The sequence below is a fragment of the Ruegeria sp. CDSC045 genome (assembly GCF_059610725.1).
Window position 1 is genome coordinate 37,895 of sequence record NZ_JBXWOE010000010.1, and the last position, 23,542, is coordinate 61,436.

At 55.7% G+C, this 23,542-nt stretch carries 22 protein-coding genes; 11 read left to right on the forward strand and 11 right to left on the reverse strand.

The window, feature by feature from the left end:
- Positions 1-297: 297 nt before the first annotated feature.
- From AC2FH6_RS16310 to AC2FH6_RS16335, 6 genes are all read right to left on the reverse strand, one after another.
- Complete coding sequence (locus AC2FH6_RS16310; RefSeq protein ID WP_496703619.1) at positions 298-771, reverse strand: GNAT family N-acetyltransferase; 474 nt, start codon at positions 769-771, stop codon at positions 298-300.
- Between the two features lie 76 nt (positions 772-847).
- Entirely contained in the window at positions 848-1,219 is a 372-nt protein-coding gene (locus tag AC2FH6_RS16315) for a VOC family protein (protein WP_496698885.1), read from the reverse strand.
- 48 nt (positions 1,220-1,267) lie between these two features.
- The gene (locus AC2FH6_RS16320; protein ID WP_496703622.1) at positions 1,268-1,924 is read right to left on the reverse strand and encodes a methyltransferase domain-containing protein; all 657 of its coding nucleotides are present in this window, start codon (positions 1,922-1,924) and stop codon (positions 1,268-1,270) included.
- A 50-nt stretch (positions 1,925-1,974) separates the two neighbouring features.
- Entirely contained in the window at positions 1,975-2,394 is a 420-nt protein-coding gene (locus AC2FH6_RS16325) for a DUF6326 family protein (RefSeq protein WP_496703624.1), read from the reverse strand.
- Between the two features lie 62 nt (positions 2,395-2,456).
- Positions 2,457-3,113, reverse strand: coding sequence for a DUF2306 domain-containing protein (locus tag AC2FH6_RS16330; protein ID WP_496698890.1), 657 nt, complete (start codon positions 3,111-3,113; stop codon positions 2,457-2,459).
- 34 nt (positions 3,114-3,147) lie between these two features.
- Complete coding sequence (locus tag AC2FH6_RS16335; protein WP_496703626.1) at positions 3,148-3,768, reverse strand: class I SAM-dependent DNA methyltransferase; 621 nt, start codon at positions 3,766-3,768, stop codon at positions 3,148-3,150.
- 189 nt (positions 3,769-3,957) lie between these two features.
- On the opposite strand from AC2FH6_RS16335, the gene AC2FH6_RS16340 reads away from it, so the two are divergent.
- Complete coding sequence (locus tag AC2FH6_RS16340) at positions 3,958-4,872, forward strand: LysR family transcriptional regulator (RefSeq protein WP_171329874.1); 915 nt, start codon at positions 3,958-3,960, stop codon at positions 4,870-4,872.
- A 211-nt stretch (positions 4,873-5,083) separates the two neighbouring features.
- Here AC2FH6_RS16340 and AC2FH6_RS16345 read toward each other — a convergent pair whose 3' ends face one another.
- Both AC2FH6_RS16345 and AC2FH6_RS16350 read right to left on the reverse strand, forming a co-directional pair.
- Positions 5,084-5,716, reverse strand: coding sequence for a tyrosine-type recombinase/integrase (locus tag AC2FH6_RS16345; protein ID WP_171329876.1), 633 nt, complete (start codon positions 5,714-5,716; stop codon positions 5,084-5,086).
- A 612-nt stretch (positions 5,717-6,328) separates the two neighbouring features.
- Positions 6,329-6,856, reverse strand: coding sequence for a hypothetical protein (locus AC2FH6_RS16350; protein WP_496702858.1), 528 nt, complete (start codon positions 6,854-6,856; stop codon positions 6,329-6,331).
- Between the two features lie 69 nt (positions 6,857-6,925).
- On the opposite strand from AC2FH6_RS16350, the gene AC2FH6_RS16355 reads away from it, so the two are divergent.
- Both AC2FH6_RS16355 and AC2FH6_RS16360 read left to right on the forward strand, forming a co-directional pair.
- Positions 6,926-9,142, forward strand: coding sequence for a hypothetical protein (locus AC2FH6_RS16355; RefSeq protein ID WP_496703629.1), 2,217 nt, complete (start codon positions 6,926-6,928; stop codon positions 9,140-9,142).
- Positions 9,139-9,645, forward strand: a complete 507-nt coding sequence (locus AC2FH6_RS16360; RefSeq protein ID WP_496703631.1) for a hypothetical protein — start codon at positions 9,139-9,141, stop codon at positions 9,643-9,645. The genes AC2FH6_RS16355 and AC2FH6_RS16360 overlap by 4 nt, the downstream gene beginning before the upstream one ends.
- A gap of 792 nt (positions 9,646-10,437) precedes the next feature.
- On the opposite strand, the gene AC2FH6_RS16365 is transcribed toward AC2FH6_RS16360, so the two are convergent.
- The 3 genes from AC2FH6_RS16365 to AC2FH6_RS16375 all read right to left on the reverse strand — a co-directional run bounded on the left by AC2FH6_RS16365 (position 10,438) and on the right by AC2FH6_RS16375 (position 13,826).
- Positions 10,438-11,190, reverse strand: a complete 753-nt coding sequence (locus AC2FH6_RS16365; RefSeq protein WP_496703632.1) for a VOC family protein — start codon at positions 11,188-11,190, stop codon at positions 10,438-10,440.
- A 4-nt stretch (positions 11,191-11,194) separates the two neighbouring features.
- Entirely contained in the window at positions 11,195-12,277 is a 1,083-nt protein-coding gene (gene rsgA, locus AC2FH6_RS16370) for a ribosome small subunit-dependent GTPase A (protein ID WP_496703634.1), read from the reverse strand.
- 559 nt (positions 12,278-12,836) lie between these two features.
- Positions 12,837-13,826: a LysR family transcriptional regulator gene (locus tag AC2FH6_RS16375; protein WP_496703637.1), complete on the reverse strand. Its 990-nt coding sequence runs from the start codon at positions 13,824-13,826 to the stop codon at positions 12,837-12,839.
- A gap of 117 nt (positions 13,827-13,943) precedes the next feature.
- Between AC2FH6_RS16375 and AC2FH6_RS16380 the strand changes: the two genes are divergently transcribed.
- From AC2FH6_RS16380 to AC2FH6_RS16415, 8 genes are all read left to right on the forward strand, one after another.
- Positions 13,944-14,951, forward strand: coding sequence for a TAXI family TRAP transporter solute-binding subunit (locus AC2FH6_RS16380; RefSeq protein ID WP_496703639.1), 1,008 nt, complete (start codon positions 13,944-13,946; stop codon positions 14,949-14,951).
- A gap of 80 nt (positions 14,952-15,031) precedes the next feature.
- Positions 15,032-17,245, forward strand: a complete 2,214-nt coding sequence (locus AC2FH6_RS16385; protein ID WP_496703641.1) for a TRAP transporter permease — start codon at positions 15,032-15,034, stop codon at positions 17,243-17,245.
- A gap of 4 nt (positions 17,246-17,249) precedes the next feature.
- Positions 17,250-18,488, forward strand: a complete 1,239-nt coding sequence (locus tag AC2FH6_RS16390; RefSeq protein ID WP_496703643.1) for an NAD(P)/FAD-dependent oxidoreductase — start codon at positions 17,250-17,252, stop codon at positions 18,486-18,488.
- Between the two features lie 28 nt (positions 18,489-18,516).
- The gene (locus AC2FH6_RS16395) at positions 18,517-19,260 is read left to right on the forward strand and encodes an aspartate/glutamate racemase family protein (protein ID WP_496697294.1); all 744 of its coding nucleotides are present in this window, start codon (positions 18,517-18,519) and stop codon (positions 19,258-19,260) included.
- Between the two features lie 100 nt (positions 19,261-19,360).
- Positions 19,361-20,089, forward strand: coding sequence for a TSUP family transporter (locus AC2FH6_RS16400; protein ID WP_496697293.1), 729 nt, complete (start codon positions 19,361-19,363; stop codon positions 20,087-20,089).
- 61 nt (positions 20,090-20,150) lie between these two features.
- Positions 20,151-21,122 carry a D-cysteine desulfhydrase family protein gene (locus AC2FH6_RS16405; RefSeq protein WP_496703646.1) on the forward strand — a complete coding sequence of 324 codons (972 nt, stop codon included), beginning with the start codon at positions 20,151-20,153 and terminating at the stop codon, positions 21,120-21,122.
- A gap of 360 nt (positions 21,123-21,482) precedes the next feature.
- Positions 21,483-22,241 (forward strand): alpha/beta fold hydrolase, encoded by a 759-nt coding sequence (locus AC2FH6_RS16410; RefSeq protein WP_496703648.1) that lies wholly within the window; start codon positions 21,483-21,485, stop codon positions 22,239-22,241.
- Between the two features lie 113 nt (positions 22,242-22,354).
- On the forward strand, positions 22,355-23,305 hold the full coding sequence (locus AC2FH6_RS16415; protein ID WP_496703650.1) for a DMT family transporter: 951 nt from the start codon (positions 22,355-22,357) through the stop codon (positions 23,303-23,305).
- Positions 23,306-23,542: the final 237 nt, after the last annotated feature.

Here is a 23,542-nt window from a genome sequence, read left to right on the forward strand (position 1 = left end):
CTTCTTGCCACGAATCTTCACACGGATTGCCAGCATTTTCTGACGCTTGGTCTGCGAAACTTGGACTAACCGAAGCGGCTACGATTGATAACCAGATAGCAAAGTTTGTTGCACACAGCCAACTGTATGAACCCCGTGGCTCTTTAGTTTTTAATTTTTGCGTCACAGCTTTTGCCTGGCTTTGAGATGAACAAGCCTTAACATCGCTGAACTATAGGACCACTGCAATGACCAGTTAGGGCTGCGAGTTACAACACACTCTGGAGCTGCCGATGTACCAGAAATCGGACAATGCTGTCACTCTGTCGCAAGTTGAAATTTGAGGAAGGTCGCCCCGTCATAGTCGACTTCGCCAACCCGCCAAGCACCAAGTCTGTCGAGTGCCCGCAGGTTCGTGCGTGACGGTGGTAAAAGGAAGGTCACATACGGGATGCGTTCATCGGAAATTGCAAAGTCGATCGCCTTTTGCGAGATGCGCGGCCCGAGGCCAAACGTGTCGGGCCGCAAGACCAGTCCGAAATCCCACTCGGCTCCTTCTTTTTGAAATCCACCCCAGCCGACATATCGGTCATCGGACAAGAATGCCCAATGTCCAAGTCCGTCACGGTGCCAACACTCTTCCTTTTTGGCGACAAACCGCGCCACTGTCTCGGCATTCCAAGTAAATCTCAGAAGCGGCATATGCTCGGCGACACGAGGGTCGGACATGTGCGCTAAGATTTCGGTTGGGTCGATTTCCGACAATCGGACAAATTTTATTTCAGATCTCATTGCGGCGTCTTTCGATGTGCTCGTCTCTCATTGTCCGCTGGACGCGATATTTCAACAGCCAACTCTTTGCCTGCTGTCACGCTGGGACATACGCATTCAGTTTGTTGCCATCCAGATCCCGGAAATACCCTCCGTAGAAACCATGATCTCCGCGTGTGCCGGGGGGTCCCTCATCTGTTCCGCCAAGTTCGAGGCACTTGGCGTGAAGCGTATCGACGGCTTTTCTGTTGGTCATTTTCAAAGCGACCATCACCCCGTTTCCAACGCTTGCCGGTGCCCCATTGAATGGACAAGCAAGGCATAACGCAGGCTCGGCCCTTGAGCGGCCCCATGCGGCCATATCGCCCTGTTTCCAAAGACGGTTTGCGCCCACGCTCGAAAACAAGGCGTCGTAGAATTTCAGCGCGGCCTCGAAGTTGTTGGTTCCGAGGGTAACATATCCAATCATGCTTGATCTCCGTAATTCTGTGGTCGTCATTTTCAACTTTAAGCCCGGCTACAAAGACCCCTGGGTTGCTGCGCCAGACCGCCTAGCAAATAAGGTCGAGGCCGGACCATGGCTCGGAATTGCCCGCACTTCAAAATTTTCGAAACGCTCGATTGCCTGCATCAATCGGGAGCGGGACATAAATCGGCCGGTCCCGCGAAACAAAAGCGCCTGGCGCATGAGGCTGCCGGCAAGACCACGGGCAGGCTCATCCGCGCAAAACGCGAGACAAAGCGCGCCGCCGGCTCGAACAACCCTGCAAAGCTCACTCAAAGCCAGGTGGGGATCGGGGACGGTTTCCAAAGCCCAAGCACACGTCACAAGATCGAACGTGCCATCTTCAAACGGCAGGGACTCCAACCGTCCTTGTATCTTCGGCACAGGAATGTCGGCACAGCGTGCAAGCATCGCTGCGGACGGGTCGAGAAGGGTCATCAAATTCGGCGGCATGCCCTCGGCGATCAGTCTACGTGCCAGGTTGCCGGTGCCGCAGCCAGCATCCAAAAGCCTCGAATTCGGCGTCGCAAGTGCACGCACCAGACCTTCCAGGGCGGCCTGCGCCTCGCCGCCTGCATGACGCAGCCAGCGATGATGAAGTTTGTCGTAGCGAGGTGCGAGCTTGTCATAAAGATCAAACGCATCGTCTAAAGGCGTTTCTTCCAACATCTATTTGGTCCTATTATTCATTCATCGTGTCCGCGGTGCGCGCACGTTTTTTACGGAGAACTTGCGTCGGATTGCGGCGCGGTGTGTTCGTCCTCGGGCCACGTCCATGCGGTCCAGAGAATTGCGATTAGAGCCACGATCTCGATGACGAGGTGGAAGGTGTCATCCATGTCGGTGGGGGCCGAGGAAAGGAGCGTACCGGTTGTGACGATCGCTGCAAGAAAGGTGACAGGGCGACCAATCCTGCGGGTTAGCAGGAGCGAAAAGAGCACCATCGCAATCGGCACTTGGACGAGGAAACCGCCCAAAAGCATCAGCCCTTCGGTGATCTCGATGCCGTTGTAATGGCCTGTCAGCAGCATCTCGATATGGGACGCGAGGACAAACTGGTGAATATCGCGAAAGATGATGTTGAGCAGTATGAACAGCCACAGGGCCGACAGAAGAATACGGGGATCGAGCCGTCTCATTTTGGCGTCTTCTTTCTGTGTTTCTGGAGTTTGCCGGTATCAGGTCGGGAGCACGACCGGGTTCAGATCACCGCGCCGGATGTGCGCGTTGCAAAGGCGCGGCGGATAAGGAGTTCCGCAATCGCAAGGTTGATGGCCCACGCCCCAACCATCAGGAGGTCTCGCGAAAACCCCTGCAGTTCGGTGTCAAAGAGGGCCATTGCGACCAGAAAGAGCGCGGTTTGCGTTGAGGCCCCTTGGCCGATGGCATAGGCGCGCAGCATCGCGGCGCGGTGCGCGGCGACGTTTCGCGACCGGATCGCGACGATGGCCCATGCGATGAGGGTGACCATCGCGAGGCCGAGCGTGACCCTTGCCCCGTAAAGCACTGGTCCCTGCAGGGCATCGGGAAATGCGTAGGACACGGTCATCCAGAGCCCGGTTAGTGCGCTGATGCATCCCGCTGCCGCCACAATCCGCCCGAGGGTCCTGTGCAGGGCCGGGCGGTAGCGCCTCAGGCTCGGCAGGAATTGCACAGCCCCCACAAGGCAGAAAACTGAACTGCCGAGGATATGCAATGTGATCGGGAGGGGATCGAACACCGCACGCGGGTTCGGCGGGATGATCGCCCGAGCGCCGAGAAGTTCCGGAAGCCGGACCAGCCCTACGACTGCCGGAATGAAAGAGTAGAGGAACACGAGGGCAAGGAACGCCCATTCGCGACGGCTGATAAAGTGCATGCTTCGGTCTCTCAGAATAAGGCGTCGGTCTGCCTCAGGCGGGCTTGCGCGCGACGATAAAGGGGCTCAGTCGGTTCTTTCCGAAGTACCGCGTCTGCTCGATTTCGAACCCGGCGCGGATCAGGTGTCGGGTCAATTCAGCGCGACTCAAGATGATCACATTAGGCGCGATCCGCGCGGCCATGAGCACGCGAACCATGGCTCGCATCCAGCGCGGCGCGTCCTTCAGACAAACCGTCTTTGATATGAAGTGACCGCCGGGTTTCATTTGGTGGAATGCTGCATCCAGTACGGTGGGTATGTCGTCCACCAGGTGAAGCAAGCTGAACGCGCAAATGGCGTCGAACGGTTGGCCAGGAATGTATTGCGCCGCCTCCGCCTGAAGAAATTCTGGTGTTCCCGCGGCATCGCAACCTGATCGTGACCGGGCGATCCGGATCATCTCGGCAGAGAGGTCGGTTGCGGTCACATGAGCGACGACAGGCGCGATCTTCCTGGCTGTGCCGCCTGTGCCGCAGCCGATTTCAAGAACGCGATCGGTCGATCGAAGAAGCGCAGTGACGCATTCCAGCTTTTCTTCGTAGGCGGTGACATCGGCAATAGGTTTCTTGGCGTACTTGGGCGCATGCCGGTCCCAGAAGGCTTGGGCAGTCATGTCGGTTTCCTTTGCGCGTTGCACTTCAGGTTTGAAGCGGCGCGGATGCGCCAGTCGTAAGAAACTGCGGAATGCATTGTGTCGCTTTCGATTGCAGAGACCGGGCCGATCTCGTTTCGCATCCGGTATCATCCATGCGCTCATAAAAGGTCGATTGCTTAAATTCGTCCACCTGCTATACGCTCATGAATGAACTGGCAGGCCGTTTCCTTCGATTGGAACCAGGTACGCGCCTTCCTCGCGACAGCGGAGGAAGGCTCGTTCAGCGGCGCGGCGCGCGTGCTGAAGACAACGCAGCCGACGATAGGGCGGCAGATCGGTGCGTTGGAGGAGGCACTTGGCGTCACGTTGGTAGAACGCAGCGTCCGTGGTCTTACCTTGACGGAAGCAGGGCGCGACCTGATTGATCACATGCGCACGATGGGCGAGGCTGCGACGCTCATCTCGATGGTGGCCGACGGTAAATCTCAGGATGTCACCGGAGAGGTCACGGTCACGGGAACGGACCTCTTGTCAGCAGCGATCCTGCCGGGCGTGCTCAAGCCGTTGAGACAGATGGCGCCGGGCATCCGCGTCCGCATTCTCGCGTCGAGTGAGATGCAGAATTTGACGCAGCGCGAGGCAGACATCGCGATACGCCACGTCCGCCCAGATCAGCCGGACCTGATCGCACGGCACTTGGGCGACTTTCGCGCCACTCTCTATGCCGCGACCGACTATCTCGATCGTGCAAGCCGCCCACGGACTCCGCGCGATGTGGCTGCACTCGATTTCGTCGGCAATGCCGACCCAGAGAGGCTAATGGCCCCACTGCACAACATGGGCGTGCCCGTTCGCGCAGAGAGCTTCGTGATGTCGAGCGAGAGCGGTGTCGTCGCATGGGAATTGGTGAAAGCGGGCTACGGCGTCTCTATGCAGCCCGAAACGTTGGGCGAGGCTGAATCTGGCATAGAGAAGGTCTTGCCGGATTTCCCTTCGCTTGAGTTTCCAATCTGGCTGGTCACCCATCGGGAGTTACAGACCAGCCGTCGTATCCGGATCGTATTCGACCTGCTGGCCCGGGGTCTGTCAGACGTTGCGAAGCGCCGAAGTGGTGGCGATTAACAGGTGCAAAAGCGCCGAACCCGGAGCAAGTAAGGTCGCGTGGCAATAGTTGAAGCTGCGCTTGCACGAGTTCGTTTTGTCCGATGAGTGTACGTTAATGTTGGAAATGCTGCGCAATCGATCAACTTCCGCTTTGGGGAAGCTGCAATGCGGCAACTTATCTCGCGATGAACGGCTGGTTTGGGCCGCCCGCGAGAGCGGCCCGTTGACTTTAGATCTCTATCGCTTCGGCGATTGCTAGGGCATCCTCGAGTTCGACGCCGAGATACCGGACTGTACTGTCCATCTTAGTATGGCCAAGCAGAAGCTGAACAGCGCGTAGGTTTCCGGTCTTCTTGTAGATCTGAGTGACCTTGGTTCTCCTCATGGAATGGGTGCCGTAGGCGCTTGCTTCGAGGCCGATCGACGTGACCCAATCGCGGACAATCCGTGCATATTGGCGTGTCGAGATGTACAGGCGTTCATGAAACCGGCCGGGCCAAAGGTACTCCGAACCGACCATCAGCTCATCTTCCATCCACTTCTCAACAGAGGCACGTGTGCCCTCTGATATCTCAAAGCGCACGGGTTTCTGCGTCTTGCTTTGAAGGACCGAAGCCCGTTCCTTAATCTGACCCGATGACATGACATCGGCGACCTTCATCTTCACCAGATCGCAGCCGCGAAGCTTACTGTCGATTGCCATGTTGAAGAGCGCAAGATCGCGATGATTTTCGGCAAGCTCGAGGCGAACTCGGATTGCCCAGACATGTTTTGGTTTCAGCGGTCGCTTCTGGCCGACGATGCGTCCTTTGTTCCAGGCTGGGCGAAGAGCACGAATGGCAGGTAAGTTTGGTGTTTCCATGGTTGATCCTCCGATCCGCCATGCCCGCCCACAACGACAACCCGACGTTGACTGGAAAATTTTATCACAGCATGCCGCGCTGCCTCCAAGGTCCGCGATAGAGCCCAAAGCGGAAGTCTTGGATTTTCGCTGCGCGCGCTCACAACATGAAAATCGCTGCAGCTGCTCGAATTGCAGCGATGCAAGTCCAAAGAGATAGCCGCCATTCGACCTTGGCGCAGCGAGGACTTGGACAGCAATTTGCGGGTCGAGGAAGGGCGGCCCTTCGAATACCTTGCGCGTTTCCAATTCTCTGAAGAGATCTTTTTCGAGAATTTCTGGCCGCTCCTTGAAGCAACTTGCTCAATCCAAGGAAGGCCGTAACGATACGTACCGAGTAGCGCAAACCAGGAAGCGACACAAATGGCAATCCAAGGCTATAGGGAGTTGTTCATTAAGGAAATCGACCGATCCTTAGCTTTGATACCAATTTCGGCGGAAGACACGGTCGCGATGGAAGCCGCCTTAAGTGACGATCGCCCGGTGTACGCGACTCTTTTTGAAAAGTACTTTATCGAAGCCATTCAATCTTCGACGCCGCCCACAGCTGGGTACTGGGCCAATTTTCTGCGTTTATTCATTGGAAAAATTGATCATTTTTCCTCCGATGCTGCACGAGCCGTCACGGTTTACCGGATAGCCGCGCAGGAGAGTGTCTGTCGCTTCACGCCGCTGCTTGACAGCGCCGTGTCGGTCGCCGTTCGCCTGTCGGAAACAGAGATCGATTTCTCGGACAGACCCGAAGAACTGGCGCTTGGAAACGCCTGCTTTCATCATGCCAGAGTCCTGTTGGATCTCGGCGAGGCTGACCTTGCCTACAACCTCGCGTCTATGGCCATGGATATCTTGCGAAACGCACCGGATTTCGGAGAGCCGGTCGGCAGATTTGCGCTCGCCTTGGCGGAAAAGGCGCAACGCATGCACCAGATTGCCACCTGCGCGTTTTTCCTTGCGCATGCCGTGAGAAATGCTGCGGTCAAAAACCCAATGCGGAGAGCCGAAGCCTTTGCACTGAGCGAAATCGCCGTCAGTCGTCTTGAAGGCGTGGAAGAGCCTTTTCTGAGAAATTGCCTCGATCAATTGTGGCGCTTGTTCGACCATTTTTCTGACCTTCGGCCGCTCTTGCTCACGCTGCTTCGGTTCTATTCGGAAGAAGAACGGGTAGGGTTGATGCCGCCGAATGCGGATGTCACCGAAATCTACGCGCTGTCGCGATTTGAGGACGAAGCGACCCAAACATGGAAAGACAGGCTGCCTGCCGAATTGAATTTCCTCTCGCTCGTGGATGATCGCTGGTTCGATCTGACGGCTGACGAGCTGAAGACATCGGTCTCGGCGGATTGGATCACCCGCACGATACAGCACCCGGCGATCTTCCGGTGTGTTCCGCACAATCGATCGTTCTTGCGCGACCGGTCCTTTGGCAAGCAACTATTGCAGCTCTCGCATGAAGTGACCCATGCGATCACCTTGAACGGTGGTTTAGGGTGGGCGCTGACAGCCTTGCGCACCGCGTTGTACCGCGCCGAAATGGGGCTTTGGGGCTTGGATGGCGTAGACATCACACAAGGCGATTTCATGGGGGCGTTTGTTGCGCAAAAGGGGTTGGCGCCCCGGCGCGGGACTAGCTCTCTGGCACTGCGGCAGGCGGAAATCTGCCTCGAATTAGCGGCAAAAGCGCAGATCCTGCAGGATGTCTGGACGCCCTGGCTTGAAGGTATTGCGGTTTATGCCGAAACGGCGGCTGACCCGCAGCGCGACCGGCACACCGATACTATTCTGACACGATGCCTGCGAAATCTGGTGGATTTCAATCCCGGCGAGACATTCACCTCGGAATCCCTGGCGCAATCCCATGGCGCTTTTGTCGAGGACTTTGACGCGGCCACTGCCGAAACACTGCAGCAAGAGGCCAAGTCCCACCTCGCAGCGGTGTTGCGGACAGAGAATGCAGTCTACTTTGCCGGCTACATTGCCGTGCGATCCGTCGTAAGCGCCTGGCGCCAAACGCATTCCGCCGAGATATCCGGATCTATGGCGTTCAATCTGCTGCAGCACACTGCTCGATTTGGGACATATGAAGATGCCATCCCGGATTTGTCCTTGCCGACCGAGGAGTTTCACGTTGCGGCGCAACACATGATGAAGCGCTGGGTCTGTGGTCTCGCCGGCCTGCCGCCTGAGGACCTCGCATATTTCTTCAAGCCGACCGATCCCGACAAGCGTGAGCCAACGACCCGGTACCGGAAAGGGCGGATCCAACCCAGCGATACAACGCCGGCTCGTGATATGGAGTTGTTTCTTGAACTGGGGCGACGGCAGCGGCGAGAAGCTCAGATGTCACTTATGACTGAGCGCCGCGAGCAGGTCGAAGACCCGCCCGATGTCCAGCATGTTGTGGCCGTCGCCACAGAAGGTGTCAAAACACTGCACGCCTTGCATTCTGATCCCGAAAGCGATGTGATCGATGACTTTGCTGTCATGTCCCGCGGATTTCTTTTGCCTATTGGCCAAACGGATGCGCTCTTTCACATCAACGTCGATCCTTACACCAGCGATATCATGCTCGGGCTTAGCTTGCGCACAACCGAGGTTCACGTGGAAACCGGCCGGTCGAGTTACAATTCCTTCGCCAGGTTAATCTCCGCCAGGGACCTCGATGAGATCAGACGCCATTGGGATGAAACCGGCGTGCCGCGGCTGAAAGTGCGGCGCATCGTGGACATCAATGGCATGGTCTACGGCAGTCCCGAAATGGCCGGCATGCACTTTCTCACGCTGCAATATGGGGATTGGTTTTTTGTCACGGGCGCCAACCAGTTCCTCGACCAGCTGTTGCAATCCAGCCTGGCGGAGCATCCGGTTCGGAAAGATTGGGTGCGAGAACGGGTTTTGAACCATCCTGCCCGACAGTCAGAGATCGAAGTTGTCGCACGCGGACATGAAGGCGCCCGTCGTACCCTGGCTTGGGTGCAAAACCAGGACGAGTGGGTTTTGGGCGATCAACCGGTAGCCGTGCCACTCATAACATGGACAGACCGTGTGGCAGCAAAGGCCACCGGCTTGCTGGATGACGACGCGCAAAAGACTGCGCGGTTGAACCGGCAGCGAGACTGCGCGGCAGACTTGTTGCAAGCGTTGCTCTGCGATGAAAACCGGTCCCGCGCCGTCGCAAAGGGCGGCTTTGACGATATGACCAGCGATGTCACTTATCAACGCGAAGAGGTAATCGAAGCGTTTTTCCGGACAGGCATCGCACCAGCTGCTTCGACATGGCTTGAGACTGCGAAAATGCGTATTGTGACAGGAGTGACTGGCTTATTTCAAGAACGTGCGGGCCTATGGGACATCATCCCGGCGACGCCCAGATTTGAGGACAAAACATGATACCGTTGACGCTGACAGAAGACTTGCACGACGAGGCACTATCGCGTGCCACCCACTTTGGTGATAGCATGAAATACTCTGTCGGTGTCCTCAACACGGTTGTAGACACCGACGAAGACACCTGGATCCGTCGGATCTGGGACTTCGCCGAAGGCGCTATCCGGTCCGCGGTCCAATCAGGTATGGACGCCGCCGGTCCGATTATAGAGCGGACCCGGGAAAAGATTTCGGAAATGACCTCAGCGCTTGGCGAACGGGCGAAGGTCGTCGTGAACGCGGTCATGGAAAAGATCAGCACCTATATCAAATCCCTGATTGACCTTGCCGTGGCGCGACTGGACCTCGAAATCAAAATCGGCGCACGCCAATACCTCATGAAGAAAATCGCGATTCAACAAAAGTTTTCGGTATCCGGCACGGTGACGTCGTCTCTCGAAGAAGCCTGCGCTTTTGCGGCAAACGGTGAAGTGACCGTCGATGGAGAATACGAGCTGCAAGTATAAGTACACGCAATCCTAGGCGCTCGACACGAGCGGTTTTCAAAAAATATTGGCCAAAAGCGTTCAGAAGTGCGCTTGGGCACATCGCAGAAAATGGTGGCGGGAATGAGTAGACGCTTGAAGGAGAACTGCCACTTTACTCCGTTTTCGGATTTCGGGACCTCAGCGACACTCATAACCGAAGCAAAGAAACGCCTAAAGCCAAACTTGGAAACTATCGGTGTTAAGTCACCGGTTTGACCTATTGCAAACTACAGCGCACACTCGAAGGAACTGTTGCAGTTCTTGCGTGATTTCCCATATGCTCGTCCGTTGACTTCGGACGAGCATATCAATTTTGGACCGCAGTAAATGAACGCTCTGTCCGAGTCTTGCTTCTCCAGCAGGCGCGCAGTGAGTGGTTGATTTGATATCCTGCTCCACACGCGCTTCCGAATGACCGGAAACGGAAAACTGCTGCGCCGGCGCAAGAGCCACGCTGCACCCGCGAAGGGTTGCTGCTTCAGCGACTTTCGAAAACCGAATGACCGGAAAGTCCGCGATCTGTGAGTTCGACCCACATCAGGTTATGCTCTTACGGCGAATGTCGGCAATGCGGACTGCGACCGCAGCATCGAGAGACTGGGTCGGATGTCGGCTTTGGGCCGTCCTCATCTGAGCTGGCGTGCCTGTCAGCAAGATGCTGCGGTTGCTCCGATGGAAGCTCTGAGCCCTGAGTCACGCATGCTGCAGAACGAACAAATATCCGCTCTGCAGTTCCTGTGAAGAATTGGCGACCTGTTAGAAAGTGGTCGTCTATTCGATGCCAAAAGCAAACGGCGCGCCGTCTGGATCACACAGGATAGGGTTATGGGCTTGAACGGTTTCATTCAAATCTACAGAAGCCGGACGCGCCCCTTTGGCTTCTGCAGCACGGCAGGCATGGGAGACTGAAGCAACCTTGATGCACGGGACCCAAGCTGCATTTGAACCGGTTGGCCAGGTCGCGGCATGTTGGCGTGCAACAAGATCGCCCCCAGGCCTGAGGAGTGCGAGACAATCCGTGTCCTGCTCGGGAGAGACCTGCCATCCAAAAAGGTCTGCATAGAACGCCAGCGGGAAGTCAGTCCCATTGCCGACGTACACGTCTGGGCCGAACTGCCGACGCGGAACAGGGAAGCTGTGCCGGGTCAGCGAAATCCCGACCAGAGCACCGAGCGGATCGCGCAGCAGTGCATTGCGACCGACACCCGGTACCTCGAATGGCTCCCGAATGATCTTGCCTCCGAGCGTGGCGACGCGCCTGACCGCCGCGGCCACGTCGGGAACCTCGATGTAAGCGATCCAGCCATTTTCCTGCCCGGCAGGCGTCTCGGCCAACCCCGCACCCGCTTCGTCCCCGGAGAGTGCGAGGACGAAATCCTGCGCACCGCCTCCCCAGGCAAAATCCGTCGCCCGCTCGACTTCATACGTCCAGTTGGCGACGTGCTGGTAAAATGCCATCGAACACGCCCTGACCGATGTGAAAAGGTCGTGCCATACGATTTGACCCGCTTTCGACTGCGTCATCGTCTTACCTCCTGACAACTTTGATTTTCTTGACGCCGCGCACCATTTTTCCGAACGCCTTGTCGCGCGACCTGCGTTCCGCAAGGCTCGCCGAGTTGAACGCGTCCTCCGCCATGAGCTTGCGCCATCTGCCAAGCCGATGGGCATCGAGAATACCCACATCAACAGCCTCCAGAACAGCGCATCCCGGCTCGGTTTCGTGCTGACAGTCGTTGAATCGACAGCGCGCGGCCAACTCCTGAATGTCAGCAAAGAGATCATTGATCCCGTCCGCCGCATCGGTGAGCTGCAATTCCCGCATGCCGGGCGTGTCAAGGATCAGACAGCCATTGGGCATCGCATGAAGCTCACGCCGCGTCGTCGTATGCCGACCCTTCGCGTCGTCCTCGCGAATGGTCTGGGTCTCGATGGATTGGCTCTCAAGCAACGCATTGGCCAGCGTCGATTTCCCAACACCGGACGAGCCGAGGAACGCCACCGTCTTGCCGGGCTTGCACCATGGGGTCAGCTCTGTCCGGGGCGCGTCTCCACGGGCGTCAAGCGCAACCACGTCGATCATGTCCGACACCGCGCGCGCCGCGTCAATGTAGCTTTTCGGGTCCGGCACAAGGTCGGTCTTTGTGATGACGATGACAGGCGTGATCCGTGCCTCAAACGCCAGAGCGGCATAGCGTTCCAACCGTGCCACCTTGAAGTCCTGATTGCAGGACGTGACGATAAAGGCCGTATCAATGTTCGCCGCAATCAGCTGTTCCTGCCTGTCGGTGCCGGGCGCACGCCGCTTGATGAGGCTCGTGCGCTCGAGAACCCGACTGGATCGCGGGTGCGAAGGATCCAGCATCAGCCAGTCCCCGACGGTCACATCCGCTCTGGGAGGAAGTACAACATCAATGTTGTCTCCAAGGGCGTGCAGCCCACTGCGATGCACTTCGACAACGCGAACGGGAGGTGTCGATGTTAGCTCGCCCACGCTGATTTGCTGGGCGAAGAAGGGTTGCCATCCCAGTGCCTGAAGAGGGCTGAGTTTGGGGTGTGATTGGGCGTCGCGCGCGCTACGCGGAAGGAAGTCCGAGTAATCTCTTGTCATAGGGTGTGCACTTTCATGTCTCTGGCCTAGATCAAATTTGGGCACTGATGGTAGGAAACGAGTGAGCAGATCAAGATTGTCCGTCAGCTACAAAGCGACGGCAATATTTCAGGTGTTGCATGTGCTCCGGGAGGCGCGCTGCCTCCCTTCCTTACCGGGACATGAAATCTCCATTACAGGTGACGTGGAGATAGGAAGAATAGACGCAAAACGCAACCGTTGACGGCTGACTTGGAACTCTTCTTCAGATATCTGTAGCGGTCGTTCAAAGGGAATAGGGGTATGTCAGATCCGTCCACAGAGCGTGAGTTTGATCTTGCCCTGATGTTGCTTATGCGGCGAATGACCGCAAAGCGGGCTGCGACTGCAGCATCAAAAACGCCTGCTGGGTGTCCGCTTGGGGCCGGACTGACCGTGCCCAGGTCGTTTATCGCATGGATGCTGCGCTGTCTCCGAGGTCCGTAGTGAGCCCAAAGTCACGAATGCTGCAACATGCATGAATGTCGGCTTTTGGTCACGCAGTAGCCAAACACAAAAATTGGTTTTCAGATCGTAAGGTCTATTGTGATCTATTATGTTCTGTCCCTGCTTCATCTACCCAAAAGGAAAGTGGGTTTGCCTTCACACCATCCAACATCCTCAACACTTCTGCCTTCCATCCCGCTTTGGTCTGTAATGCCAATTGGGACGGTGGTCGGTGGTTTGGTTCGAGGATGGCATACTCATATCTGAGCGGTTTCGTAAAGGGTAAGAAAACCACTTTGCCATTCGAGAAGTTAAGTTCACGCTCAGTCGCAACTGTCAGCGGATCTACGATGCTGCAACACTGTCCTGAACTCACAAAGGGGATTAATGGCAGAAAGTACTGGCAAGTTACCGTTGGGTTGTATTCAGCGGCAACATTTTCAAACTCCTGCCGGATTTTTCGTTGAAACGGGTGTGAAGGATGCAGGCCGCCCATTGGCGTTCTATCCAGGTCTGATAAGGCCAAGCTCTGGCGCGATGATAGCGGATGATCGCGATCAAGGGCACAGAAGCAATCTGCCTGGATAAGCTCGGCGGAGTATTGGGGTTCTTTACCGGTTGAATGCTCGAAGTCAGCAAAGCCGAAGTCGATGTTTTGTGATCCCGCAAGCTCCATAATCTGAGGTGAGCTGCGAGTGGAAAGTGTTATGCGAATTTCGGGGTTTTCGCCAACTGACTGGCTTATGAAACGCGGGAACAAAAAGGCAGATGGACCAGGCATCGTTGCAATATTCAAGCTTCCGGCATGCCCTTTGATGAGACCTTCCATGGTGTTGGAGATCGACGCGAGGCGGTCAAGAATGCCTGTCGTTTCTGCCAAAAGATAATGCGCTTCGGGAACCGGCACCAAACGCCGTCCTTTACGTTCGAACAGCATCAGGCCCAGAGATTTTTCAAGGTTTTTCAACGCAAGACTGATTGCAGGCTGCGTGCGATTTAGTTTCTTGGCGGTTTGAGAGATGGAGCCGGTCTCCATCACCTCACGAAATACGGTTAGCTGAGTTAGGTTCATATTCTCAAACATAAGCAAAACTTTAGTTTAGTGAAATATAACAAATTTGTATTTATGAAGTTTGTCTCTACGCTTGCAGGATCGAAGTTTGGGAAAACCAAAACCGAAATTCCAACAAGGGAGATGATAATGAAATTTGTGAAATGCTTGACTGGTCTTGCATTGGCGGGCGCGCTGGTAGCCCCCGCGCTGGCGCAGGACCCAACGTTCTTCCGTATCGGCACCGGTGGTGCTGGCGGCACCTACTTCCCCATCGGTGGCACCATCGCCAATGGTATCTCAGCACCTCCGGGCTCTCGCCCGTGTGAAGAAGGTGGCCAGTGCGGTGTTCCGGGGCTGATCGCAATTGCGCAATCCACCACTGCATCGGTCTTCAACAACGCTGCCGTTGAAAACGGTGAGCTTGAGGCGGGTCTTGCTGCAGCTGACGTCACGCGTTCGATGTATATGGGCGAAGGCAAATTCGAAGGCAAACCGCATCCGAAACTGCGCATCGTGGCCAACCTGTTCCCCGAAGACCTGCACCTTGTTCTGCCGGCCAACTCGACGATCAACGATCTGAGTGATTTGGAAGGCAAGCGCGTTGGTATCGCGCAAGCTGGTTCTGGCACGCAGGTTGCCGTTTTGCAGATGCTGGATGCTTGGGGCGTTAACCGTGACAACATGGATGAGGCCGAGCTGAACAATAGTCAGAGCGCCGAACGTCTGGCCGATGGTCAGCTTGATGCCTATTTCTATGCCGCAGGCTGGCCGGTTGCAGCGATGGTGCAGCTGTCTTCGACCAAAGGTATGAATCTGCACTCGTTCAGCGATGAGGATCTGGCCAAAATCAATGAGATTATTCCGGCTTATATCCCTTCGGCCATCCCTGGCGGTGTCTATGAAGGTATTGACGCGGATACGAAGACCCCCGCAGTAAGCGCGATGCTGGTTGTATCCTCGGACCTGTCCGATGATCTGGTCTATCAGATGACCAAAGCTCTGTGGAATGACAACACTCGCAAGCTGCTGGATAACGGCCATGCCAAGGGCAAGCAGATCACACCGGACACGGCGTTGGACGGCGTCGAGGCGCTGGGTGTTCCGCTGCATCCGGGTGCCGAGAAGTTCTACAAAGAAGCCGGGCTTCTTCAGTAACTCTGTCTCACGAAACTTAAATGTCCGGTGCTCAGATCTGAGCACCGGGTACTCAAAATACGCGCAATCAGGGGGCCATCATGTCCGTGACACAAAAGCTTGATGACCACGAGCTGACAGCCGAGGAACTGGCTGCAATCGAAGAACAATTCGACGAAGGCGCCGCCGTCCGGCAGGTAACTCCGACAACCGGAATTGTTCTGCGCGTCGTCGCCCTGATCTTTGCATTCTACGAATTTTTCACAGCCGGGTTTGGCCTGCCTGCCGATCACTGGCACATGGGCATTTATCTGGCCCTGTTGTTCATTCTGGTCTACGCGACAATCCCGATTATCGGGGCCAAAAGCCTGTATGCGCTTAAAGTAAGCCGGTTTCGCATAGGCAACATCCCACTATACGACTTGGTCTTCATGGTGCTGGGGATCATCGCAGCGCTGTATGTTGGCGTCGCCTGGCGCGGCATTCCTTTTCTGGGTATCGAGGAACAGACGTTCCGCATGGGTAACCCCAATAGCTATGACGTGATCTTGGGCGTTATCATTATCCTGCTTGTGCTGGACATCGCGCGCCGCACCTTGGGTTGGGTGCTGCCCCTGATCATCTGTGTGTTTATCTCATATGCCCTGCTGGGGCCGTATTTTCCCGGATTGCTGCAACATCCCGGCGTGAACTTCAAAACCTTCGTGTCGTCGATGTATTTCCCGCAGGAAGGCATCTATGGCGTCACCCTTTGGGTTGTTTCGACCATCGTGTTTCATTTTGTGCTGTTTGGCGTGATCGCGCAGCGTACGGGGCTGGGGCAGCTGTTCATCGACAATGCAACTATTTTGGCGGGCCGTTATACCGGCGGTCCGGCAAAAGTGTCGGTGGTATCCTCGGCCTTCTTCGGCACGATCTCGGGTTCTTCGGTGGCCAACACCGTTTCGACCGGCGCGCTGACCATTCCCAACATGAAGCGTCTAGGATACCCCGGCCACTTTGCGGGCGGCGTCGAAGCAGCATCTTCTGCTGGTGGTCAGATCACTCCGCCGATCATGGGGGCCGCCGCCTTTATCATGGCCGAGTTCCTCGAGGTTCCATATACCACGATCGTGATTGCAGCGATCTTTCCAGCCCTTCTGCACTATGTTGGCGTCTTTGCCGTGGTGCACCTGATGGCGCGCAAGCTGAACTTGAAAGGTCTGACCAAAGAGCAGCTACCTCAGTTCAAGGCAGTTTGGGCCGAAGGCTGGGCCAATATAGTGCCGCTGATCGGATTGTTGGTGGTCTTGTTCACTGGATATACGCCCTTCATGTCGGCCTTTTGTGGAATCTCGCTTGCCGTGATCGCGGGCATGTCGCGCTTGAGGCAACCGCCGACATTGATCTACGCGGCAGCGTTCCTCAGCTTTGTACTGTGGAAGTTCTCAGACGGCGGCTTTGACCTGACCATGACAACAATCCTGTGCGGATTGACGGTGGTCGCAACTATGAACCCTCAGAAACGCATCGAAGTGCCCGAGATGCTACAGGCGGTAGAATTGGGTGTGAAATACTCGCTAGCCGTGGGCGCCGCCGCTGCTGCGGTCGGTATCGTGGTAGGCGTGATCAACACCACTGGCATCGGGTTCCGCATCGGTTTCATGGTTACACAGGGCGCAGGCAACCTGGCATCGGATCTGTACAACATGATCTCGTTCGGCAGCTTCCAGTTCTTTGCGATGGAAGACTTACAATTGTTCATCTCACTGGTGTTCATCGCCGTGGTCTGTATCTTGATGGGCGCGGGCATTCCGACCACCGCGCTGTATATCATGCTGGTGTCAGTGGCGCAGCCTGCGCTGGCGCAACTGGGTGTTCCACCCATCGCCAGCCACCTTTTCGTACTCTACTATGGTGTGGTGTCCGAAATTACACCACCGGTCTGTACTTCAGCCTATGCCGCGGCTGCCATTGCGAACTCGAACCCGTTCCGAACTGGTCTTTCTGCCTTCACCCTTGGATTGGGCAAAGTGATAGCGCCTATGGCCTTTGTTTATGCGCCGGTGCTGCTATTCGTGTCCTCAACCGGGTTTAACCTGTGGGAGTTCACCTATACCGCGACCAGTTGCATCGCCGGGGTTATTGCCCTGTCGGCGGCTGTGGTTGGGTATTGGTTGAGTCCGTTGAATCTCGCATCGCGCGTTCTGTTGGCCATCGCTGGGATTATCTTTGTCGCGCCCAGCCTGACTTCTGATCTGATCGCGCTGGCCGTGGCATCACCTGTCATCGTCACCCAACTGATCGCCCGCAACCGCAGTCACTCACCGGCGTGAAACCATGACAGAACAAGTGACCATTATCGGCGCAGGGATCGTCGGCATTTGTTGCGCTTTGTCGCTACAAGAGCGCGGCATTCCGGTTCGGCTGATTGACCGCGGTCAACCGGGGCAGGAAACTTCTTTCGGGAACGCAGGTGTAGTGTCGCCGTGGTCAATCATTCCGCAAGCGATGCCGGGCATATGGAAATCACTGCCCCAGATGCTACTGGACCCCAGAAGCGCGCTTTCGGTCAGAACCAGTTTCTGGCCGAAAATGATCCCCTGGGGGCTGCGGTTTTTGGGAAACTCTGGCGAAAGATCAGTGCGCGAAATCTCGGACGCGATGGAGCTTTTGTGCCGCCCTTCTATCGACCTGTATCGTCGTCATCTCCAAGGCACCGGGCACGAAAACCTGATCACTGACAGCTACTATATTCACGCTTTTCGCCACCGGAAGCAGGCTGATCTGAATGGGCTTGGATATCTGATCCGTCAGGAAAAAGGAGGCGATCTGGAGCTTGTCGATGGTGCCGAGTTGCGCGGCCTGGAACCTGCACTGTCAGAAGAATTCAAAGCCGCGATCGTGATCAAAGGTCAGGCACGCGTAACCTCACCAGGACGTCTGGGGGCAGTTCTGGCTGAAAAAGCACGCATGCAAGGGGCCGAGATCGTACAAACCGAAGTCTCCAAGTTGATCCAGACCCAAGATGGAAGTTGGCAGATTACAACATCACAGGATACGCTGCACGCCCCCAGGCTTATACTTGCGGCTGGGGTGTGGTCCGCCGACCTGCTGAAACCGTTTGGGTTGCCAGTGCCCCTTGTTGCCGAGCGCGGCTACCACGTTGAATTCCCGAACCGTTCAGTCCAATTGAACAACTCGGTCATGGATGTGGACGCAAAGGTCGTCGCAAGCTCGATGCTGGGCGGCCTGAGAGTCGCCGGCACGGCCGAATTTGGCAGCGTCGATGCGCCCGCTGATCCGCGCAAGAAAGAAATCCTGACCGAACAGGCAAAGGCGATGTTGCCAGACCTCGAAACAAGCGAGGCACGATTCTGGATGGGTCGACGGCCATCATTTCCGGACAGTTTGCCTGCTATCGGGCCGATCAACGGCTCAGACGGGCTGTATGCCGCGTTCGGACATTCACATTACGGGCTAATGATGGCCCCGAAAACCGGTGAGCTTGTGGCGGATCTTGTATCCGGTCGCAGCCCGAACGTCGATATGGCGCCGTTTTCGTTGGCTAGGTTTTGAACACTCAAGTCAGAAAGGTCTAATAACAATGCCAATTTACCAAGGCGGTCAGAATATATGCGGCGCGTCGATCGGTGTTCTGTGCCTTGAAAGTTATTTTCCAAAACCGCCGGGCCATATCAAGAACCCATCCAGCCTGCCATTTCCGGTCCTGTATGAGATGATCGATGGCGTGACGGTCCCAACCTTGCTGAACAACCCTACGCCCGAATTACTGACCCCCTTCATTGAAGGAGCCAAGCGGCTTGAGGCTGAGGGCGTTCGTGCCATCACCGGCAGCTGTGGCTTCCTGGCCCTGTTTCAAAAGGAATTGGCAGCGGCGGTTTCCGTTCCTGTTTTTGCATCCAGCCTGATCCAGGTGCCGCTGGCTTATCACATGACCGGGGCCAGCGCCCCAGTGGGCGTGCTGACTGCGGATGCATCGGCACTGACGCCCCAGCATTTTGAAGGTGTCGGTGCAGCCGGTGTTCCTGTGGCAGTGAAGGGCTTGGAAGGTACATCAGAATTCGCCGAGGTGATCTTGCGGAACGCACGAACGAGGATGGATACTGATCTGATCGAAGCCGAGGTCTTGGATGCCGCTCGCAGTCTTATGCTTGAAGCTCCGGATATTCGGTCATTGGTATTGGAGTGTACAGATCTGCCGCCATATGCCACGCGCCTTCAGGAAGAACTGCGGCTTCCCATTTTTGACCTTACGACACTGGCGCATATGGCGCATTCTGTAGCCGCTCGGATACCTTACTCTGGAATGATGCCGTGGCAGCGCTGACCGCGCCGTGCCGTAGGTGGGTTGGAATTGAAGTAGACCTCAGCTGGTCAATCAAGGTACCTGTGGCCCTGCAACAATCCCCCGATCCATAGGAGTTTGAGTGCCCGTTGAACTGTACATCCTGATGACCGCTATTTGCGTTGGCGCTATGCTGCAAGTCGGGGTTGGCATCGGATTTAGCATCATTGCGGGGCCACCCATGATGATTATGCTTGGCACGCCGACGGCGGTTCCCATTTTGCTTCTGCTAAACACCGTTGTGTCAGCGGTGGCAACGGACCGGCATGTTCTGAAAAACAATCGGCGGATAATCGTCACTGCGGTCATTGGATGCTGCGTTGGAGTGGCTGCTGGCCGCATTGTTTATCCCCTTTTGAGCGAGGCGTTTGTTCTCGCCCTGACGGCCTGCCTGTTGTTAATCGGCTTGATTACAACCTTGCTCCCCTTGCGTGGCTCAATTGGAAACGTCGGGTTTTCAGCTGTTACCGGATTGTCCGGACTTGCAACTGTATGGGCGGCAACCCCGGGTCCACTTATGGTGTTCGGTTTGATTGCAAAGGGTCGGTCCGCCAAAGAGGTGGCAAAGCTGGTTCAACCAATAGCGCTGGTGGCATATGGCATCGCATTTTTGTTGCACAATCTGTCCGGGGCACAATCAATCTCGTATGGGTCGTCAGTATGGGGGTTCCTCGCCATAACCTTGATCGGAAGTTTACTTGGCCGTGCGACAGGTTCCTACTTGCCACAGGCGGTCGTCATAGCAGCGATCCGCGTGGTTTCACTGATCGCTTGCTGTGTTCTGTTCTATCGCGCCTATATGACGGCTTAATCTCAAAGGTCACACGATGATACGAAACGAAAATCTGCACAGATTTCCACGTGCCCAACTCATGTCTGGCCCAACACCTTTGGAGCACCTGGACAACCTATCGGCCGAGCTGGATATCGATCTCTGGCTGAAACGTGATGATCTGACCGGGCTTAGTTTTGGCGGTAACAAAACACGGCAGCTTGAATTTTATCTTGGAGATGCGCAGCAAAAAGGTGCTGATACCATTCTGATCACGGGCGCCGTTCAATCCAATTTTGTGCGATCTGCAGCCGCCGCAGCGGCCAAACTGGGTATGCAATCGGTGCTTCAGTTGGAAGAGCGTGTGCCGGACATGGGATCAGAGTATTATGCGTCCGGAAATGTACTCCTGGCACAAATCCTGGGTGCCGAGCAAATGAGTTACCCCGAGGGCGAAGACGAATCCGGAGCGGACGCGGCATTGCATGCACGCGCCGACGAATTGAAAGCCCAAGGTTGCACACCTTACGTTATTCACCTTGGCCTGCATCATCCACCCCTAGGAGCCCTGGGTTATGTCGTCGCTGGGCAGGAATTGTACCAGCAGATGCCAGATTTCGATGCGGTCGTTGTCCCGTCAGGCAGCGGCGCAACACATGGCGGTTTGGTAACCGGATTGGCGCTGGAAGAAAGCATTGCCTCGGTGTTTGGGATTTGCGTGCGCCGGGATCGCGAAAAGCAAAAGGCTCGAATGAAAACCGTTCTGCAGAATCTTGCGGACTTGCTGGAAATCGACGCAGGTTTTCTACAGGATAGGATTGATGTTTGGGATGAAGCCTTGCCGCCAGGCTATGGCAAAGTGAATGCCAAAACACGCGCTGCTTTGGAGAAAATGGCCCGAACCGAAGGGGTTTTTCTAGACCCGGTCTATTCTGCCAAAACATTCGCCGGTTTGCTGGACCTGATCGAACGTGGAAAGATAAAACCAGGTGAGAAAGTCGTTTTGCTGCACACGGGCGGGTTGCCCGCACTTTTCGGGTATCAAAAAGAGCTAGTAGGCAACCCGGCTTGAGGTGTCCAAAGCACAAATCCGGATCAGGACCCTGCTTGGCTGTACTTTTAGTACCCAAACGATTTTTTTAGCCCGTTCCGGCTCGATTTGCGAATACGCAAGGTCAGCTTTGGTTCGCGAGTGGCAACTGAGTTCTTCGCTGGGAACGGCAGGATTGTTGCGCGATCTGTGAATTCGCATGACGAACGATCTTGCGAGCGCAGCGAGAGGCCGAAGCCGCATTGCTGCGGCGGCACTTACGATGAATGTCTCCTTCGGGCCGTGCGCGACGGTCAGGTTTTCGTCTGAAAAAGGTGAAGTTGTACTGCCTGTCGATGACCGTAACGAGCTCGAATTGTCGAATGCTGCGGAGCACTGTTAATGTCTGCAAACGATGCTCTGGAAGCCGAAATGACCAAACACCCCAGTCAAATGAACGATGAAAGACCCACCATTCTCTGTGCTGCAGGCTTTGGTGACAATGCGAGCATGTTTGAAGGTTTGGCTGACACCCACCTCGCCAATAGCTATCGTTTGCTACCCATCAATCTTCCGGGATTTGGCGCTCAGCCTCTGGCAAAGGCAACAACTCTTGAAGCACTTGCACAAACCGTCGCCGACAAAGCGATCAAGCACGGAGCTGAGATCATTGTCGCTCATTCGGTTGCTTCAATCATAGCCTCCCTGGCTGCCAAAAGGGCCGACTGTCCTTTGACAACCATTATTTCTCTAGAGGGTAATATCACCGCCGAGGATGCCTATTTTTCTGGAACTGCCGCCGACTACGGTGATCCAGTTGCGTTTCGTGCGGCGTTTCTTGAGCGGCTTGATGAAATGGCGAAAACGGCACCAATCATCCGACGGTATCGTAATGAAGTTTCGAAGGCTGATACTCTGGCGCTGTGGCAACTCGGCACCGACGCACGGCGTTTTTCAGCAAGCTGCGTGCCCGGCGAATTTTTGCAGAACGCGGCAAATGTGATTTATCTCTACAACCCTGATAACTGTCCGGATAGCACCGTCCGCTGGTTAGAAGAAAACAAGATGGATCGGATCGTTCTCGATAATGCCACACACTGGGCGAGCGTTGATCAGCCCGAAAGGCTTGCAGAAATGATTGCTGAGGCACTCCGCCGATAGGCGAATGCAGCCGTTCACAATTGGATAGATGAGTGTTGGCATTGTTTTGGCTTTCCGCAAGAAACGGGTCGCGGTGTCGGGGGCACGTCAGCTAATCCGTTAGGTGATAGTTAGTGACGGAACCAGAAGACATGACAAACCAACCCATGCCAGCAATGGATTTTACGGCCAGCGTCATGCTGCTTCTGCTCGCTGCTGTTTGGGGCGGGTCCTTCTTCTTTGGCGAGGTCGCACTGACTGAAGTGCCCCCGCTGACAATAACGCTGCATAGAGTGATCTGGGCTGTCCCAATACTGGCACTCATCGTCCTATTCAAAGGATTGAGAGTTCCACGTGCCCCTCGGGTATGGGGCGCTTATCTCGTTATGGGAGCGCTCAATAACGCTATTCCATTCTCGCTGATCTTCTGGGGGCAAACGCAAATCGACAGCGGGTTGGCTTCAATACTCAACGCAACGACGGCAATGTTTGCAGCGGTCGTGGCTGGCTTGCTTCTAAAGGATGAGCCGCTGACTCCGAAGAAAATAGCAGGTGCCGCCCTGGGTATTTTAGGGGTGGCCTTCATTATGGGACCAAGTGCATTGACTGAGTTCAATCCGAGTAACTTGGCGCAGTTGGCTATCTTTGGGGCGACGCTCTCGTATGCTTTTGCCGGTGTCTGGGGTAGAACTGCTCTTTCAGGCCAACTACCACTTGTGAACGCACTTGGCATGCTGATCAGCAGTACAGTGCTTATGATCCCGATTGTTCTCGTGATGGATGGCCCCCCAAGCTTCGCTCTGTCTGCTGGTGTATGGGCAGCGCTTATTGGGATGGCCGCTCTATCAACAGCGCTGGCCTATGTACTTTATTTCGCAATCCTTGCGCGCGCCGGAGCCGCCAATCTTCTTTTGGTTACGCTGCTGATCCCACCGTTCGCTATCGGTCTTGGTGTCACGTTCCTTGGTGAAAAGATGGAGCCGGAAGCTTGGGTCGGGTTCGCCATCATTGCTCTTGGCTTTGCTGTAACAGATGGGCGGCTTTTCTCCCGCTTCACAAAACGCAAGCCCCAACAAGCAGAATGAGGCGCTTTCTGGAATACCTTTGACCACCACATTACGGAGTGACGACCCCCGTCGTCACCAACTGACCAGGCCAAGCGTCGGGTCTATTTTTGAGTAGCGGACATTCAGCAGGGGCAACCGAATGGCTGCAAAGTCCGCAAACAGTGAGCATAATGGCCTTCTGGCTTTGCACTCGCGGCGAAGGGCAGTAATGCGGGCTGCGACCGCAGCATGTAAGTTGGCTGAGGGATGTCGGCT